This is a genomic window from Pseudomonas fluorescens, assembly GCF_902497785.1.
GTDB classification, from domain to species: domain Bacteria; phylum Pseudomonadota; class Gammaproteobacteria; order Pseudomonadales; family Pseudomonadaceae; genus Aquipseudomonas; species Aquipseudomonas fluorescens_BO.
Map to the genome: position 1 here is coordinate 357,803 of NZ_CABVHK010000002.1, position 14,750 is coordinate 372,552.

At 58.9% G+C, this 14,750-nt stretch carries 13 protein-coding genes; 10 read left to right on the forward strand and 3 right to left on the reverse strand.

What is annotated here, in order from left to right; translation table 11 throughout:
• Window positions 1-32: 32 nt before the first annotated feature.
• Both F8N62_RS04555 and F8N62_RS04560 read right to left on the reverse strand, forming a co-directional pair.
• Window positions 33-2,138 (reverse strand): molybdopterin oxidoreductase family protein, encoded by a 2,106-nt coding sequence (locus F8N62_RS04555; protein WP_150709832.1) that lies wholly within the window; start codon window positions 2,136-2,138, stop codon window positions 33-35.
• 134 nt (window positions 2,139-2,272) lie between these two features.
• Window positions 2,273-2,563, reverse strand: a complete 291-nt coding sequence (locus F8N62_RS04560) for a hypothetical protein (RefSeq protein WP_150709833.1) — start codon at window positions 2,561-2,563, stop codon at window positions 2,273-2,275.
• A gap of 405 nt (window positions 2,564-2,968) precedes the next feature.
• On the opposite strand from F8N62_RS04560, the gene argF reads away from it, so the two are divergent.
• Both argF and F8N62_RS04570 read left to right on the forward strand, forming a co-directional pair.
• Window positions 2,969-3,889: an ornithine carbamoyltransferase gene (gene argF, locus F8N62_RS04565; protein WP_150709834.1), complete on the forward strand. Its 921-nt coding sequence runs from the start codon at window positions 2,969-2,971 to the stop codon at window positions 3,887-3,889.
• Window positions 3,886-4,995, forward strand: a complete 1,110-nt coding sequence (locus tag F8N62_RS04570) for an ABC transporter ATP-binding protein (RefSeq protein WP_150709835.1) — start codon at window positions 3,886-3,888, stop codon at window positions 4,993-4,995. The genes argF and F8N62_RS04570 overlap by 4 nt, the downstream gene beginning before the upstream one ends.
• Window positions 4,996-5,138: 143 nt before the next feature.
• On the opposite strand, the gene ybaK is transcribed toward F8N62_RS04570, so the two are convergent.
• The gene (gene ybaK / locus F8N62_RS04575; RefSeq protein WP_150709836.1) at window positions 5,139-5,609 is read right to left on the reverse strand and encodes a Cys-tRNA(Pro) deacylase; all 471 of its coding nucleotides are present in this window, start codon (window positions 5,607-5,609) and stop codon (window positions 5,139-5,141) included.
• Between the two features lie 370 nt (window positions 5,610-5,979).
• Between ybaK and F8N62_RS04580 the strand changes: the two genes are divergently transcribed.
• The 8 genes from F8N62_RS04580 (at window position 5,980) to F8N62_RS04615 (ending at window position 14,747) form a co-directional block, all read left to right on the forward strand.
• The gene (locus F8N62_RS04580) at window positions 5,980-6,831 is read left to right on the forward strand and encodes an MIP/aquaporin family protein (RefSeq protein WP_150709837.1); all 852 of its coding nucleotides are present in this window, start codon (window positions 5,980-5,982) and stop codon (window positions 6,829-6,831) included.
• A gap of 75 nt (window positions 6,832-6,906) precedes the next feature.
• A complete protein-coding gene (glpK, locus tag F8N62_RS04585) occupies window positions 6,907-8,412 on the forward strand; it encodes a glycerol kinase GlpK (protein ID WP_150709838.1) in 1,506 nt (501 codons plus the stop codon).
• A gap of 95 nt (window positions 8,413-8,507) precedes the next feature.
• Entirely contained in the window at window positions 8,508-9,263 is a 756-nt protein-coding gene (locus tag F8N62_RS04590; RefSeq protein WP_007943555.1) for a DeoR family transcriptional regulator, read from the forward strand.
• 245 nt (window positions 9,264-9,508) lie between these two features.
• Window positions 9,509-11,047 carry a glycerol-3-phosphate dehydrogenase gene (gene glpD / locus F8N62_RS04595; RefSeq protein WP_150709839.1) on the forward strand — a complete coding sequence of 513 codons (1,539 nt, stop codon included), beginning with the start codon at window positions 9,509-9,511 and terminating at the stop codon, window positions 11,045-11,047.
• A 446-nt stretch (window positions 11,048-11,493) separates the two neighbouring features.
• A complete protein-coding gene (locus F8N62_RS04600) occupies window positions 11,494-12,408 on the forward strand; it encodes a glutamate/aspartate ABC transporter substrate-binding protein (RefSeq protein WP_150709840.1) in 915 nt (304 codons plus the stop codon).
• Window positions 12,409-12,598: 190 nt separating this feature from the next.
• Window positions 12,599-13,345, forward strand: coding sequence for an amino acid ABC transporter permease (locus tag F8N62_RS04605; protein ID WP_150709841.1), 747 nt, complete (start codon window positions 12,599-12,601; stop codon window positions 13,343-13,345).
• Complete coding sequence (locus F8N62_RS04610) at window positions 13,345-14,016, forward strand: amino acid ABC transporter permease (protein ID WP_150631210.1); 672 nt, start codon at window positions 13,345-13,347, stop codon at window positions 14,014-14,016. The genes F8N62_RS04605 and F8N62_RS04610 overlap by 1 nt, the downstream gene beginning before the upstream one ends.
• On the forward strand, window positions 14,013-14,747 hold the full coding sequence (locus tag F8N62_RS04615) for an amino acid ABC transporter ATP-binding protein (RefSeq protein WP_150709842.1): 735 nt from the start codon (window positions 14,013-14,015) through the stop codon (window positions 14,745-14,747). Before F8N62_RS04610 ends, F8N62_RS04615 begins: the two co-directional genes overlap by 4 nt.
• Window positions 14,748-14,750 lie beyond the last annotated feature (3 nt).

Genomic DNA, 14,750 nt, shown 5'->3' on the forward strand with positions numbered 1-14,750 from the left:
GGCGCCATGCTCGGTCTCCCCGACAGACTCGATCAAGCCGCCGCGACCGTCACCGGCACGCCGTTCAACGCTGCATTTCCCGACAACTCATCCAGCTGACATTCATCCGTCAGGTCATTGGCGCTGGAACCCGGTTGCGCGCTGGCGATCGTCATCTGCACACCGGGTCGCGCGTGGCCCCAGCCATGAGGCAGGCTGACCACGCCTTTCATCATGTCCAGGCTGCCCAGCACTTCCACTTCAATCATGCCGACCCGGGAACTGACCTTCACCCGTTGCCCGTCGCTGAGTCCGCGACGGGCCAGATCGTCCGGGTGCATCAGCAGTTGATGGCGCGGCTTGCCTTTCACCAGACGGTGGTAGTTGTGCATCCACGAATTATTGCTGCGCACGTGGCGGCGGCCAATCATCAACAATTCATCGTCGGCCGGCGCCCGCAACGCGGCAAACCGCGCGAGGTCGGCCAGGATGGTGGCCGGAGCGGCCTGGATGCGCTGGTTGGCGGTTTTAAGGCGTGAAGCCAGGTTGGATTTCAGCGCACCCAGGTCCACACCATGCGGATGATCGAACAAGGTCGCCAGCGACAGTTTGTGCTCCGAGGCATCGCCATACAGCCCCATCCGCAGGCCGCGATCAATCATCTGTGCGGGTGGAATCGTCGGTTTCAGTTCCTTGCCGGTCTTCGCGGCAAAGGCCTTGGCCAGCCCGACAAAGATCTCCCAGTCGTGCAGCGCACCTTCCGGCCTGGCCAAAATGGCGCGGTTGAACCGAGTGACGTTGCGCACCGCGAACATATTGAACGTGGTGTCGTAATGATCGTTTTCCAGGGCCGAAGTAGAGGGCAGGATCAGGTCGGCATAACGCGTGGTTTCGTTGATGTACAGGTCGATGCTGACCATGAACTCCAAGCCGTCCAACGCTTGCTCAAGCTGCCGGCCATTGGGCGTCGACAGCACCGGATTGCCTGCCACGGTAACCAGCGCCCGCACCTGCCCCTCTCCTGCGGTGAGCATCTCTTCAGCCAGCGCCGACACCGGCAGCTCGCCGGCATATTCCGGACGCCCGGACACGCGACTTTGCCACAGATTGAAATGCCCACCCGAGGTAGAGGCCACCAGATCCACCGCCGGCTCGGTGCACAACGCACCACCCACCCGGTCGAGGTTGCCGGTTACCAGATTGATCAACTGCACCACCCAGTGGCACAAGGTCCCGAACGCCTGAGTCGACACCCCCATGCGCCCATAGCAGACCGCTGTCGGTGCCGCCGCAAAGTCCCGCGCCAGTTGGCGAATCTGCTCGGCCGGCACGGCGCACAATGGGCTCATGGCTTCGGCGGTGAAACCTGCAACCGCGTCGCGCACCTCCTCCAGTCCGTCCACCGGCAGATGACTGTCACGGGTCAAGCCTTCCGCGAATAAGGTATTGAGCAGCCCGAACAGCAAGGCCGCATCGCCACCAGGCCGCACGAACACATGCTGATCGGCCATCGCCGCAGTTTCGCTGCGGCGCGGATCGACCACCACCACTTTGCCGCCTCGGGCCTGAATCGCCTTCAGGCGTTTTTCCACATCCGGCACGGTCATGATGCTGCCGTTCGAGGCCAGCGGATTGCCGCCGAGGATCAGCATGAAATCGGTGTGATCGATGTCCGGGATCGGCAGCAGCAAACCGTGGCCGTACATCAAATGACTGGTCAGGTGATGAGGCAACTGGTCGACCGACGTCGCGGAAAACCGGTTACGGGTTTTCAGCAGACCGAGAAAGTAATTGCTGTGGGTCATCAGCCCGTAGTTGTGCACGCTGGGATTGCCTTGATACACCGCCACCGCGTTCTGCCCGTGACGCTCCTGAATCCCGGCCAGACGCTCGGCGACCAGGCTGAACGCGTCCTCCCATTCGATAGGCTGCCATTCGCTGCCCACACGCAGCATCGGCTGGCGCAGCCGGTCAGGATCGTTCTGGATATCTTGCAGGGCAACGGCTTTGGGGCAGATGTGGCCGCGACTGAACGTATCCTGGGCGTCGCCCTTGATCGACGTGATCTGCACGTCGCCGTCGACCTCGGTGGTCTCGATGGTCAGGCCACAAATGGCTTCGCACAGGTGGCAGGCACGGTGATGGAGAGTCTTGGTCATGGCCAGTCTCTGTTTTGTTCTGGGCGGACAAATGTGCCCGCGGGAACAAAACTATGGCCCGTGCCCCGCTACTACGCCAGCGACGTTCGTCTTGTGAATCGGCGGCCATCAGGCCCGCCGATGGCGGCACGCAATCACTTGAACGGCAGCCTCACCGGCGCCTTCAACTGGAGTTCCTGAACGGTTTCGATCTGCTCGTGGGCGACATGCACGCCCGTGAGTTCGCCAATCAACCGCCAGTGCTCGTCGAGCCCTGCGCTGATCGTGGCCATACGATCGATCATCCGCCGTCCGGCGGCCTTGGTTATCTCGTCGTTGCTGCGCAAAAGCTCGAAGGACATCGAGGTCATGGAAGCGGTGAGATGAGTGAGCGAGCGGGCCGTGAGACCGAGCAATTCCATGAGTTGCTGTTCTTTTGATTCCATTCCGAATGGCTTCCTGCGGCGTTCGTGACTTAGTTATAACCCAGCGCCTTGCATTAGCAAATGTTTCCGACGAGGCACGCTGCCAGCATCGTACTCGAATGCCGGCCCGCAAACCGCCTCTTTGCATACCCTGCCCGCAGGGCTTGATTGCAAAGCCCCGCGAGCCCAGTGTACAAATGTCGCGCGGCTGCCAGAAAACCGGCTTCAATCGCGCTACTGCGGATACCCCGTAGCCCTTCTGAAATCCCCCAGCACTGTAGCCTATTGGAAAAACGCGACATTTAATGTCAAGATCGCGCCTTCCCTATTTCGTCGCCCCGTGCGGCTTACGCCGCAGGTCTCGCCCGTTGTTCCGTTAAACAAGGCTTTGAGTATCTGCGGTCTGTTGCAAAAAGGTAGTCAATGATGAGCGCAAGGCACTTTCTCTCCCTGATGGATTGCACGCCCGAAGAGCTGGTCAGCGTGATCCGTCGAGGCGTTGAGCTCAAAGACCTGCGTAACCGCGGCGTGCTGTTCGAGCCTCTGAAAAACCGCGTGCTCGGGATGATTTTCGAAAAGTCCTCGACCCGCACCCGTATCTCGTTCGAGGCCGGCATGATCCAGCTCGGCGGCCAGGCCATCTTCCTGTCGCCGCGCGACACGCAACTGGGCCGTGGCGAACCGATCGGCGACGCCGCCATTGTCATGTCGAGCATGCTCGATGCGGTGATGATCCGTACGTTTTCCCACAGCACGCTGACTGAATTCGCCGCCAATTCCCGTGTGCCGCTGATCAACGGCCTGTCCGATGACCTGCACCCCTGCCAGCTGCTGGCCGACATGCAAACCTTCCTCGAACATCGCGGCTCGATCCAGGGCAAGACCGTGGCCTGGATCGGCGACGGCAACAACATGTGCAACAGCTATATAGAAGCGGCGATCCAGTTCGACTTCCAGTTGCGCATCGCTTGCCCTGAAGGTTATGAACCCAACCCCGAATTCGTGGCCAAGGCCGGTGAGCGGGTGACCATCGTCCGCGATCCGCGGGACGCCGTACGCGGCGCGCACCTGGTGAGCACCGACGTCTGGACCTCGATGGGGCAGGAAGAAGAAACCGCCAAGCGTCTGAAATTGTTCGCGCCATTCCAGGTCAATCGCGCGTTGCTGGATCTGGCAGCCGAGGACGTGCTGTTCATGCATTGCCTGCCGGCTCACCGTGGCGAAGAAATCAGCGTCGATTTGCTCGACGACTCGCGCTCTGTCGCGTGGGATCAAGCGGAAAACCGCCTTCACGCACAAAAGGCCCTGCTCGAGTTTCTCGTCCCGCCTTCGTACCACCACGCATGAGCCAGCCATTACTGCTTAACCTGCGCAACCTCGCCTGCGGCTATCAAGACCAGCGCGTGGTGCAGAACCTTAACCTGCATTTGAATGCCGGCGACATTGGCTGCCTGCTGGGCTCGTCGGGATGCGGAAAAACCACCACCTTGCGCGCGATTGCCGGTTTCGAACCGGTGCACGAAGGTGAAATCACCTTGGCGGGCGAGACCCTCTCCAGTGCCGGTTTTACCCTCGCACCGGAGAAACGCCGGATCGGCATGGTGTTCCAGGATTACGCCCTGTTTCCGCATTTGAGCGTCGCCGAGAACATCGCGTTCGGCATTCGCAAGCATCCGCAAAAGGATCGTGTGACCGAAGAGCTGCTGGAACTGGTCAATCTGAAAAACCTCGGCAAACGCTTTCCGCACGAGCTTTCCGGTGGTCAGCAGCAACGTGTCGCACTGGCCCGGGCCCTGGCGCCGGAACCGCAATTGCTGTTGCTCGACGAACCGTTTTCCAACCTCGACGGCGAACTGCGACGCAAGCTCAGCCACGAAGTGCGCGACATTCTCAAGGCACGCGGCACCAGTGCGATTCTGGTGACCCACGATCAGGAAGAGGCCTTCGCGGTCAGTGATCATGTCGGGGTGTTCAAGGAAGGTCGGCTGGAGCAGTGGGATACGCCCTACAACCTGTATCACGAACCGCTCACGCCTTATGTGGCCAGCTTCATCGGCCAGGGTTATTTCATTCGCGGTCAGCTGAGCAGCCCGGAGTCGGTGCATACCGAGCTGGGCGAATTGCGTGGCAATCGTGCCTACACCTGGCCGGTGGGCGGAGCGGTGGATGTGCTGCTGCGTCCGGACGATATCGTTTATGCCCCGGACAGTGCGCTGAAGGCGCGGATTGTCGGGAAGTCGTTCCAGGGCGCGTCGACGCTGTATCGGTTGCAGATGCCAACGGGCGCTCAACTGGAGTCGATCTTCCCGAGCCATAACGATCATCTGGTCGGTGCAGAGGTGGGCATCCGCGTGGTGGCTGAACATCTGGTGCTGTTTCAGGCGTCCGGTAGTACGGCGGCGCAAGTGGCGGCGGTAGACTCCGGCGTCCGTCGATACAGCACCGCTCACTGACGAAAAATCAAAAGATCGCAGCCTTCGGCAGCTCCTACAGGGGACATGTTTCCCTGTAGGAGCTGCCGAAGGCTGCGATCTTTTTGCTCCTCCCCTTCCAGCTGCCAGAAGAACTCCCCCGCGTTTCGAGCACTGATATGCGGTCAGGCACGGCCGATATCGGCAAATCTGGCCTGGGTGTGTTCGGCCAGTACCGCAGGGGCCAGTTCAACTTCGAGACCGCGCCGGCCGGCACTGACAAAAATGCTGGCGAAAGGCTGAGCCGAATTGTCGATGAAAGTGCGCAGGCGTTTTTTCTGCCCCAGCGGACTGATCCCGCCCAACAGATAACCGGTCGAACGCTGCGCAGCGGCAGGGTCAGCCATTTCAACTTTTTTGACCCCGGCAGCGTGAGCAAGCCCCTTCAGGTCCAGACTTCCGACGACTGGCACAACGGCCACCAACAACTCCCCTTTCTCACTGGCCGCCAGCAATGTCTTGAACACTTGCGCCGGGTCCAGTTTCAGTTTTTCCGCGGCCTCCAGGCCATAAGACGCGGCCTTGGGATCATGTTCGTAACTGTGCACTCGATGTTCGGCGCGAACTTTTTTCAACAAATCCAATGCGGGGGTCATGACAGCTCCAGACTGGGCGGCAGCGAAAAAATACTGCGTTCGATTCTAGGCCATTGATCAGCAAAAGGCTCTATTGCGGTAGCGCTTCACTCGGCGCGCGCTGGTATTTACCGTTGGTCAGACTTTTCCTGAGCACCTAAACAAAACGATCATTCATGTGACTAATAGTTTCAATGTGACCGGCAGTTCACTTTCGACCTTTGACGGCAGTGGTTTTTGTCTATATTTTTTCGAATCTGAATACCGTACAAAGTGACTACGCAGCACCCAGCAGGTAAGCCGGGAGCAGGATGGGGATCCTGTCCTGGTGAAAATCGCGCTTTGGCCATGATGAAAAAAGCGCCAGACAACAAAAACAAAGAGGTTTTCGATGACAACTGCTTTACAACAACCGTTGCTCTCCAGCCAATGCATGGCCGAATTTCTGGGCACTGCACTGCTGATATTTTTTGGAACCGGTTGCGTTGCCGCGCTCAAGGTCGCGGGTGCCAGTTTTGGCCTGTGGGAAATCAGCATCATCTGGGGCGTCGGCGTAAGCATGGCGATCTACCTGACCGCCGGGGTATCCGGGGCGCACCTCAACCCTGCCGTAAGCATCGCGCTGAGCATTTTCGCAGACTTCGACAAGCGCAAACTGCCGTTCTATATCCTTGCCCAAGTCGCGGGCGCCTTCTGCGGCGCGTTATTGGTTTACACGCTGTACAGCAATCTATTCTTCGATTACGAACAAACTCACCACATGGTTCGCGGCACCCAAGCCAGCCTCGAATTGGCGTCGGTGTTCTCCACATTCCCCAACCCGGTGTTGTCCACCGCCCAGGCTTTCCTGGTTGAAGTGGTGATCACCGCAATCCTGATGGGCGTGATCATGTCCCTGACCGACGACAACAATGGCCTGCCGAACGGGCCGATGGCACCGCTGCTGATCGGCTTGCTGATCGCGGTGATTGGCAGTTCGATGGGCCCGCTGACCGGTTTTGCGATGAATCCGGCGCGTGACTTCGGTCCCAAACTGATGACTTTCTTCGCCGGCTGGGGTGAAATTTCCTTCACTGGCGGGCGCGATATCCCGTACTTCCTGATTCCGGTTTTTGCACCGATTGTCGGTGCCTGTCTCGGCGCTGCCGCCTATCGCGGGCTGATTGCCCGTCATCTGCCCAGCGCCACACCTGCTACAAAGGACGCAACACCGGCCATTGACGGCAAACCAAGAACTTCTTGATACCGTAGGCGCGCGATTCTGCCCATACCATCGCGCGCCTGACCTCTTTCCCTTTTTTCGTCCAAGGCAATCGACATGACCGACACTCAGAATAAGAACTACATCATTGCCCTCGATCAGGGTACGACCAGCTCGCGCGCGATCATTTTCGACCGTGATGCGAACGTGGTTTGCACCGCTCAACGCGAATTCGCCCAGCATTACCCGCAAGCCGGTTGGGTTGAACACGACCCGATGGAAATTTTCGCCACCCAAAGCGCGGTGATGGTCGAGGCTCTGGCGCAAGCTGGCCTGCATCACGATCAGGTTGCAGCCATCGGCATCACCAACCAGCGCGAAACCACCGTGGTCTGGGACAAGACCACCGGCCGCCCGATCTACAACGCGATCGTCTGGCAGTGCCGCCGCAGCACCGAGATTTGCCAGCAGCTCAAGCGCGATGGCCACGAGCAATACATCAGCGACACAACCGGCCTGGTCACCGACCCTTACTTTTCCGGCACCAAACTCAAGTGGATCCTCGACAACGTCGAAGGCAGCCGTGAACGTGCGCGCAAAGGCGAACTGCTGTTCGGCACCGTAGACAGCTGGCTGATCTGGAAATTTACCGGCGGCAAAGTTCACGTCACCGACTACACCAACGCCTCGCGCACCATGCTCTTCAACATCCACACATTGCAGTGGGACGCGAAGATGCTCGAGGTGCTGGATATCCCGCGCGAGATGCTGCCGCAAGTTAAGTCGTCCTCGGAGATCTACGGCCACACCAAAAGCGGCATCGCCATCGGCGGTATCGCCGGCGACCAGCAGGCTGCACTGTTCGGCCAAATGTGCGTCGAGCCCGGCCAGGCGAAAAACACCTACGGCACCGGCTGCTTCCTGCTGATGAACACCGGCGACAAAGCCGTGAAGTCAAAGCACGGCATGCTCACCACCATCGCTTGCGGCCCACGCGGCGAAGTGGCCTATGCGCTGGAAGGCGCGGTGTTCAACGGCGGTTCAACGGTTCAGTGGTTGCGTGACGAACTGAAAATCATCAATGACGCCCACGATACCGAGTACTTCGCCAACAAGGTCAAGGACAGCAACGGCGTGTACCTGGTGCCGGCGTTCACCGGTCTGGGCGCTCCCTATTGGGACCCGTATGCCCGTGGCGCCCTGTTCGGCCTGACTCGCGGCGTACGCGTGGATCACATTATTCGCGCAGCGCTGGAGTCGATTGCCTACCAGACCCGCGACGTGCTCGACGCCATGCAGCAGGATTCCGGCGAACGCCTGAAAGCCCTGCGCGTGGATGGCGGCGCGGTGGCGAACAACTTCCTGATGCAATTCCAGGCCGACATCCTCGGCACTCAGGTCGAGCGCCCGCAAATGCGCGAAACCACCGCACTCGGCGCGGCCTACCTGGCCGGTCTGGCATGCGGCTTCTGGGGCAGCCTGGAAGAACTGCGCGGTAAGGCGGTGATCGAGCGCGAATTCGAGCCGACTCTGGACGAAACCGCGAAGGAAAAACTCTACGCCGGCTGGAAAAAAGCCGTCAGCCGCACCCGCGACTGGGAACCGCATGAGGGCGCTGAATAAGCCAGGCTGAAGACGCGTATCGGTATGTAACTGGCAGGGAGCAGATTCCTCCGGCATCATGGGCAAATTTTGCACGGCAGCCCAAAGGACGCCCCATGAATCTGCCTCCCCGTCAGCAGCAAATCCTCGAACTGGTCCGCGAACGCGGTTACGTCAGCATCGAGGAAATGGCTACGCTGTTCGTCGTTACACCGCAGACCATCCGCCGCGACATCAATCAGCTCGCGGAAGCTAATTTATTGCGTCGCTACCATGGCGGCGCAGCCTATGATTCCAGCGTTGAAAACACCGCCTACGCCATGCGCGCCGATCAGATGCGCGATGAAAAACAGCGTATCGGCGAAGCCATCGCTGCGCAGATTCCCGACCATGCCTCGCTATTCATCAATATCGGCACAACGACGGAATCGATTGCCCGGGCGCTGCTCAATCATAACCACCTGAAGATCATCACCAATAACCTGCACGTGGCTTCGATGCTCAGCGCCAAGGACGACTTCGACGTTCTGCTGACCGGCGGCAATGTGCGGCGTGACGGTGGCGTGGTCGGTCAGGCGAGTGTCGACTTTATCAACCAGTTCAAGGTCGATTTCGCGCTGGTGGGCATCAGCGGTATTGATGAAGACGGCAGCCTGCTGGACTTCGACTATCAGGAAGTCCGGGTGTCGCAGGCGATCATCGCCAATGCGCGACAGGTGATTCTGGCGGCGGACTCAAGCAAATTCGGGCGCAACGCCATGATTCGCTTGGGGCCAATCAGTTTGATCGATTGTCTGGTGACCGATCAGCCGCCGGTGCCGGCGTTGGCGCAATTGTTGAGTCAGCACAAGATTCGCCTCGAAGTCGTTTAAGGCTTTCAACTTTAAAGATCGCAGCCTTCGGCAGCTCCTACGGGTCTACTCATACCCGGTAGGAGCTGCCGAAGGCTGCGATCTTTTGCATTTAATGTTCGGAAATTTTCCTTTAACCGCCGTTCGATGAGTTTTTTCAATCGAAGTTAACTGGCTGTGGGTGGCTTTATGGGCTACCATTTTCGCAAATGAACATTAATGTTCGAATTCCAATACCGAAAATTAAAAAAGCCCGAGGCCAGCCGATGCCCACTTCTACCTTGCCTACGCCCCCTCTCGCTGAGGTCTACGACATCGCCGTCATCGGCGGCGGGATCAATGGCGTGGGGATCGCAGCGGACGCCTCCGGTCGCGGCCTCTCGGTATTCCTTTGCGAAAAGGATGATCTGGCCAGCCACACCTCGTCGGCCAGCAGCAAGCTGATCCACGGTGGCCTGCGCTACCTCGAACATTACGAATTCCGCCTGGTGCGTGAAGCCCTCGCCGAACGTGAAGTGCTGTTGGCCAAGGCGCCGCACATCGTCAAGCAAATGCGTTTCGTGTTGCCCCACCGTCCACACCTGCGCCCGGCCTGGATGATCCGCGCAGGATTGTTTCTGTACGACAACCTGGGCAAACGGGAAAAACTCGCCGGTTCGAAAAGCCTGAAGTTCGGTCCGGACAGCCCGCTGAAAAGCGAAATCACCAAAGGCTTTGAATACTCCGATTGCTGGGTCGACGATGCGCGCCTGGTGGTGCTGAATGCCATGGCCGCCCGCGAGAACGGCGCCCATGTCCACACCCAGACCCGCTGCGTCAGTGCTCGACGCACCAAAGGTCTGTGGCACCTGCACCTGGAACGCGCCGACGGCAGCCTGTTTTCGATTCGCGCCAAGGCGCTGGTGAATGCGGCGGGCCCATGGGTCGCCAAGTTCATTCGTGACGATCTGAAAATGGAATCGCCTTACGGCATTCGCCTGATCCAGGGTAGCCATCTGATCGTGCCGAAACTGTATGAAGGCGAACACGCGCACATTCTGCAGAACGAAGATCAGCGCATCGTGTTCACCATTCCCTACCTGAACCACTTCACTCTGATCGGCACCACCGACCGTGAATACACCGGCGATCCGGCGAACGTGGCGATCACGGAAGGCGAGACCGATTACCTGCTGAAAGTGGTCAATGCCCACTTCAAGAAGCAGGTCAGCCGCGACGACATCCTGCACAGTTACTCCGGTGTGCGTCCGCTGTGCAATGACGAATCCGATAACCCGTCGGCGGTCACCCGCGACTACACCCTGGCCTTGTCGGGCACCGGTGAAGAGGCGCCGCTGCTGTCGGTGTTCGGCGGCAAGCTGACCACCTACCGCAAACTGGCCGAGTCGGCGCTGGCGCAACTGGCACCGTATTTCACCCATATCAAGCCGAGCTGGACCGCCACGGCGACCCTGCCGGGCGGCGAAGACATGACCACCCCGCAAGCGTTGAGCTCGCGCATTCGTGATCAGTTCGACTGGGTGCCGACTGAAATTGCCCGCCGCTGGGCCACCACTTACGGCAGCCGCACCTGGCGCATGCTGGAAGGTGTGCAAAGCCTTGGCGACCTGGGCGACCACATCGGCGGCGGTCTCTACACCCGCGAAGTGGATTATCTGTGCAGCGAAGAGTGGGCGACCACCGCGCACGACATTCTGTGGCGCCGCAGCAAGCTGGGCTTGTTCACTACCCCGGCCGAACAGCAAACGCTGGCGGACTATCTGAGCAAGGTCGAGCAGAACCGTAGCAAGATCGAAGCGGCCTGATTAGACATCGGCTCAAATCAAAGCCCCTGAATACTACGATTCAGGGGCTTTCTGCATTCTGATAGACACTCGTTCCCCTGTGGGAGCGAGCTTGCTCGCGATAGCGGTTTGTCAGGCAACATAAATGCTGAATTTACGGCCTCATCGCGAGCAAGCTCGCTCCCACAGGAGTTTTCGGTGCACCCTGGGTTTCATTCGGTTTTCCGAACGCGACGGGCAAGTCGATTCGGTTAACCGGATTAACGCGAGCGATAAAAAACTTCACAAATAATTTATTTCCTTATAAATCAATGATTTGATCTTATTCGCCTGGCCTGGCACGAGTCATGCTCTACACTCTTGGACGAATGCCTGTTGCGCCGGCCCTTCAGGAGCCAGCAGGCATTCGAAGCACAAAAGGGCCGATGAACTGGCTCCATAAAAAAAACAATGTCGAGGAAAATTTGATGCGCATCGTTCCCCATATCCTGGGCGCAGCCATTGCTGCCGCTCTGATTACCACTCCAGTTTTCGCTGCCGAGCTCACCGGCACACTGAAGAAGATCAAAGAGTCCGGCACCATCACCCTCGGGCATCGCGACGCTTCCATTCCGTTTTCCTATATCGCTGATGCTTCCGGCAAACCGGTTGGCTACTCCCACGATATCCAGCTGAAAATCGTTGAAGCCATCAAAAAAGACCTGGACATGCCGAACCTCCAGGTCAAATACAACCTGGTCACCTCGCAAACCCGTATCCCGCTGGTGCAGAACGGCACCGTCGACGTCGAGTGCGGCTCCACCACCAACAACGTGGAACGCCAGCAGCAAGTCGACTTCTCTGTCGGCATCTTCGAAATCGGTACGCGTCTTCTCTCCAAGAAAGACTCCACGTACAAGAACTTCGACGACCTGAAAGGCAAGAACGTCGTGACCACCGCGGGCACCACGTCCGAGCGCCTCCTCAAGTCGATGAACGCCGACAAGCAGATGGGCATGAACGTCATCTCCGCCAAAGACCACGGCGAGTCCTTCCAGATGCTGGAGTCGGGTCGTGCCGTTGCGTTCATGATGGACGACGCGCTGCTGGCCGGTGAAGCGGCAAAAGCCAAAAAGGCGACCGACTGGGAAGTAACCGGCGATCCACAGTCCTACGAAATCTACGGCTGCATGGTCCGCAAAGGCGATGCGCCATTCAAGAAAGCTGTAGATGACGCGATCGTTGCGACTTACAAGTCGGGCGAGATCAACAAGATCTACGAAAAATGGTTCATGTCGCCAATCCCGCCTAAAGGCCTGAACCTGAACTTCCAAATGAGTGAAGAGCTCAAGGCCCTGATCGCCAATCCGACCGATAAAGCGGCTGACGACAAGAAATCCTGATTTCTGACTAACCTTATCTCCTGAGAGGGCCCCGCCCTTTCAGGAGTTGTCACTCCCTGCTGGCATTTCTGGAAACACTCGAACCGGTGGCTGTCGAGCCGCTCGTGTGTGCCCGGTCTTTATGATCGGGGCGGGAACGGAGTTCCCCAGGCGGGCACTTGCACATCGATCGAATCCGAGGGGAGACCCTATGAATTACAACTGGGACTGGACCGTGTTCTTCAAGTCCACCGGCGTGGGCAGCGAGATTTATCTCGACTGGTACCTCACCGGTTTGGGCTGGACCATCGCCATCGCCATCGTGGCCTGGATCATTGCCCTGACGCTGGGCTCGATTCTGGGCGTCATGCGCACCGTACCGAATCGCATCGTGTCGGGCATCGCGACCTGCTACGTCGAACTCTTCCGTAATGTGCCGCTGCTGGTGCAGCTGTTCATCTGGTACTTCCTGGTACCCGACCTGCTGCCGCAAAACCTGCAGGACTGGTACAAGCAGGACCTGAACCCGACCACTTCGGCCTTCCTCAGCGTTGTCGTGTGCCTGGGCCTGTTCACCACCGCTCGCGTTTGCGAACAGGTGCGCACCGGCATTCAGGCGCTACCACGCGGCCAGGAATCTGCCGCTCGCGCCATGGGTTTCAAGCTGCCGCAGATCTACTGGAACGTGCTGCTGCCCCAGGCTTACCGGATCATCATTCCGCCGCTGACCTCGGAATTCCTGAACGTCTTCAAGAACACCTCCGTCGCCTCGCTGATCGGCCTGATGGAGTTGCTCGCACAGACCAAGCAGACCGCCGAGTTCTCCGCGAACCTGTTTGAAGCGTTCACCCTGGCAACCCTGATTTACTTCACCCTGAACATGAGCCTGATGCTGCTGATGCGTCTGGTCGAGAAGAAAGTGGCCGTACCGGGCCTGATCTCCGTAGGGGGTAAATGATGGAATTCGACTTCTCGGGCATCATCCCGTCCCTGCCGGGTTTGTGGAACGGCATGGTCATGACCCTGCAACTGATGGCGCTGGGCGTCGTCGGCGGGATCATCCTCGGCACCATCCTCGCGCTGATGCGCCTGTCCCACAGCAAACTGCTGTCGAACATCGCCGGCGCCTACGTTAACTACTTCCGCTCGATTCCACTGCTGCTGGTCATCACCTGGTTCTACCTGGCGGTGCCGTTCGTGCTGCGCTGGATCACCGGCGAAGACACACCGATCGGTGCGTTCGCCTCATGCATCGTGGCCTTCATGATGTTCGAAGCGGCGTATTTCTGCGAAATCGTCCGGGCCGGTGTGCAGTCGATCCCCAAGGGCCAGATGGGTGCAGCCCAGGCGCTGGGCATGACGTACGGCCAGATGATGCGGTTGATCATCCTGCCGCAAGCGTTTCGCAAGATGACCCCACTGCTGCTGCAACAGAGCATCATCCTGTTTCAGGACACCTCGCTGGTTTACGCGGTGGGCCTGGTGGACTTCCTCAATGCTTCGCGCGCCAGTGGCGACATCATTGGTCGCTCCAATGAGTTCCTGATCTTCGCAGGGCTCGTGTACTTCACAATCAGCTTTGCCGCCTCGCTGCTGGTCAAGCGTCTGCAAAAAAGGTTTGCCGTATGATCTCTATCAAGAATGTCAACAAGTGGTATGGCGACTTCCAGGTACTGACTGACTGCAGCACCGAGGTCAAAAAAGGCGAAGTGATTGTGGTGTGCGGGCCGTCCGGCTCCGGCAAATCCACCCTGATCAAATGCGTCAACGCGCTGGAGCCGTTCCAGAAAGGCGACGTGGTGGTCGATGGCACGTCCATCGCCGACCCGAAAACCGACTTGCCGAAACTGCGTTCGCGGGTGGGCATGGTGTTCCAGCATTTCGAACTGTTCCCGCACCTGACCATCACCGAAAACCTGACCATCGCGCAGATCAAGGTGTTGGGCCGCAGCAAAGAAGAAGCCACCAAAAAAGGCCTGCAACTGCTGGAGCGCGTGGGTCTTTCGGCGCACGCCCACAAGCATCCGGGCCAGCTCTCCGGTGGTCAGCAACAGCGTGTGGCAATTGCCCGTGCGCTGGCGATGGACCCGATCGTCATGCTGTTCGACGAACCAACCTCGGCGCTCGACCCGGAAATGGTCAACGAAGTACTCGACGTGATGGTGCAACTGGCCCACGAAGGCATGACCATGATGTGCGTGACCCACGAAATGGGCTTCGCCCGCAAAGTGGCGGATCGGGTGATCTTCATGGACCAGGGCAAAATCATCGAAGACTGCCAGAAAGAGGAGTTCTTCGGCGACATCAGCGCCCGCTCCGAACGTGCGCAGCACTTCCTCGAGAAGATTTTGCAGCACTAAAAG

Bases quoted from the DNA above. Each gene is read 5' to 3' on its own strand.
- F8N62_RS04600 (WP_150709840.1), top strand. From the start codon at position 11,494: ATGCGCATCGTTCCCCATATCCTGGGCGCAGCCATTGCTGCCGCTCTG.
- F8N62_RS04610 (WP_150631210.1), top strand. From the start codon at position 13,345: ATGGAATTCGACTTCTCGGGCATCATCCCGTCCCTGCCGGGTTTGTGG.
- F8N62_RS04590 (WP_007943555.1), top strand. From the start codon at position 8,508: ATGAATCTGCCTCCCCGTCAGCAGCAAATCCTCGAACTGGTCCGCGAA.
- argF (WP_150709834.1), top strand. From the start codon at position 2,969: ATGAGCGCAAGGCACTTTCTCTCCCTGATGGATTGCACGCCCGAAGAG.
- F8N62_RS04605 (WP_150709841.1), top strand. From the start codon at position 12,599: ATGAATTACAACTGGGACTGGACCGTGTTCTTCAAGTCCACCGGCGTG.
- glpD (WP_150709839.1), top strand. From the start codon at position 9,509: ATGCCCACTTCTACCTTGCCTACGCCCCCTCTCGCTGAGGTCTACGAC.
- glpK (WP_150709838.1), top strand. From the start codon at position 6,907: ATGACCGACACTCAGAATAAGAACTACATCATTGCCCTCGATCAGGGT.
- F8N62_RS04570 (WP_150709835.1), top strand. From the start codon at position 3,886: ATGAGCCAGCCATTACTGCTTAACCTGCGCAACCTCGCCTGCGGCTAT.
- F8N62_RS04555 (WP_150709832.1), bottom strand. From the start codon at position 2,138: ATGACCAAGACTCTCCATCACCGTGCCTGCCACCTGTGCGAAGCCATT.
- F8N62_RS04615 (WP_150709842.1), top strand. From the start codon at position 14,013: ATGATCTCTATCAAGAATGTCAACAAGTGGTATGGCGACTTCCAGGTA.
- F8N62_RS04580 (WP_150709837.1), top strand. From the start codon at position 5,980: ATGACAACTGCTTTACAACAACCGTTGCTCTCCAGCCAATGCATGGCC.
- ybaK (WP_150709836.1), bottom strand. From the start codon at position 5,609: ATGACCCCCGCATTGGATTTGTTGAAAAAAGTTCGCGCCGAACATCGA.
- F8N62_RS04560 (WP_150709833.1), bottom strand. From the start codon at position 2,563: ATGGAATCAAAAGAACAGCAACTCATGGAATTGCTCGGTCTCACGGCC.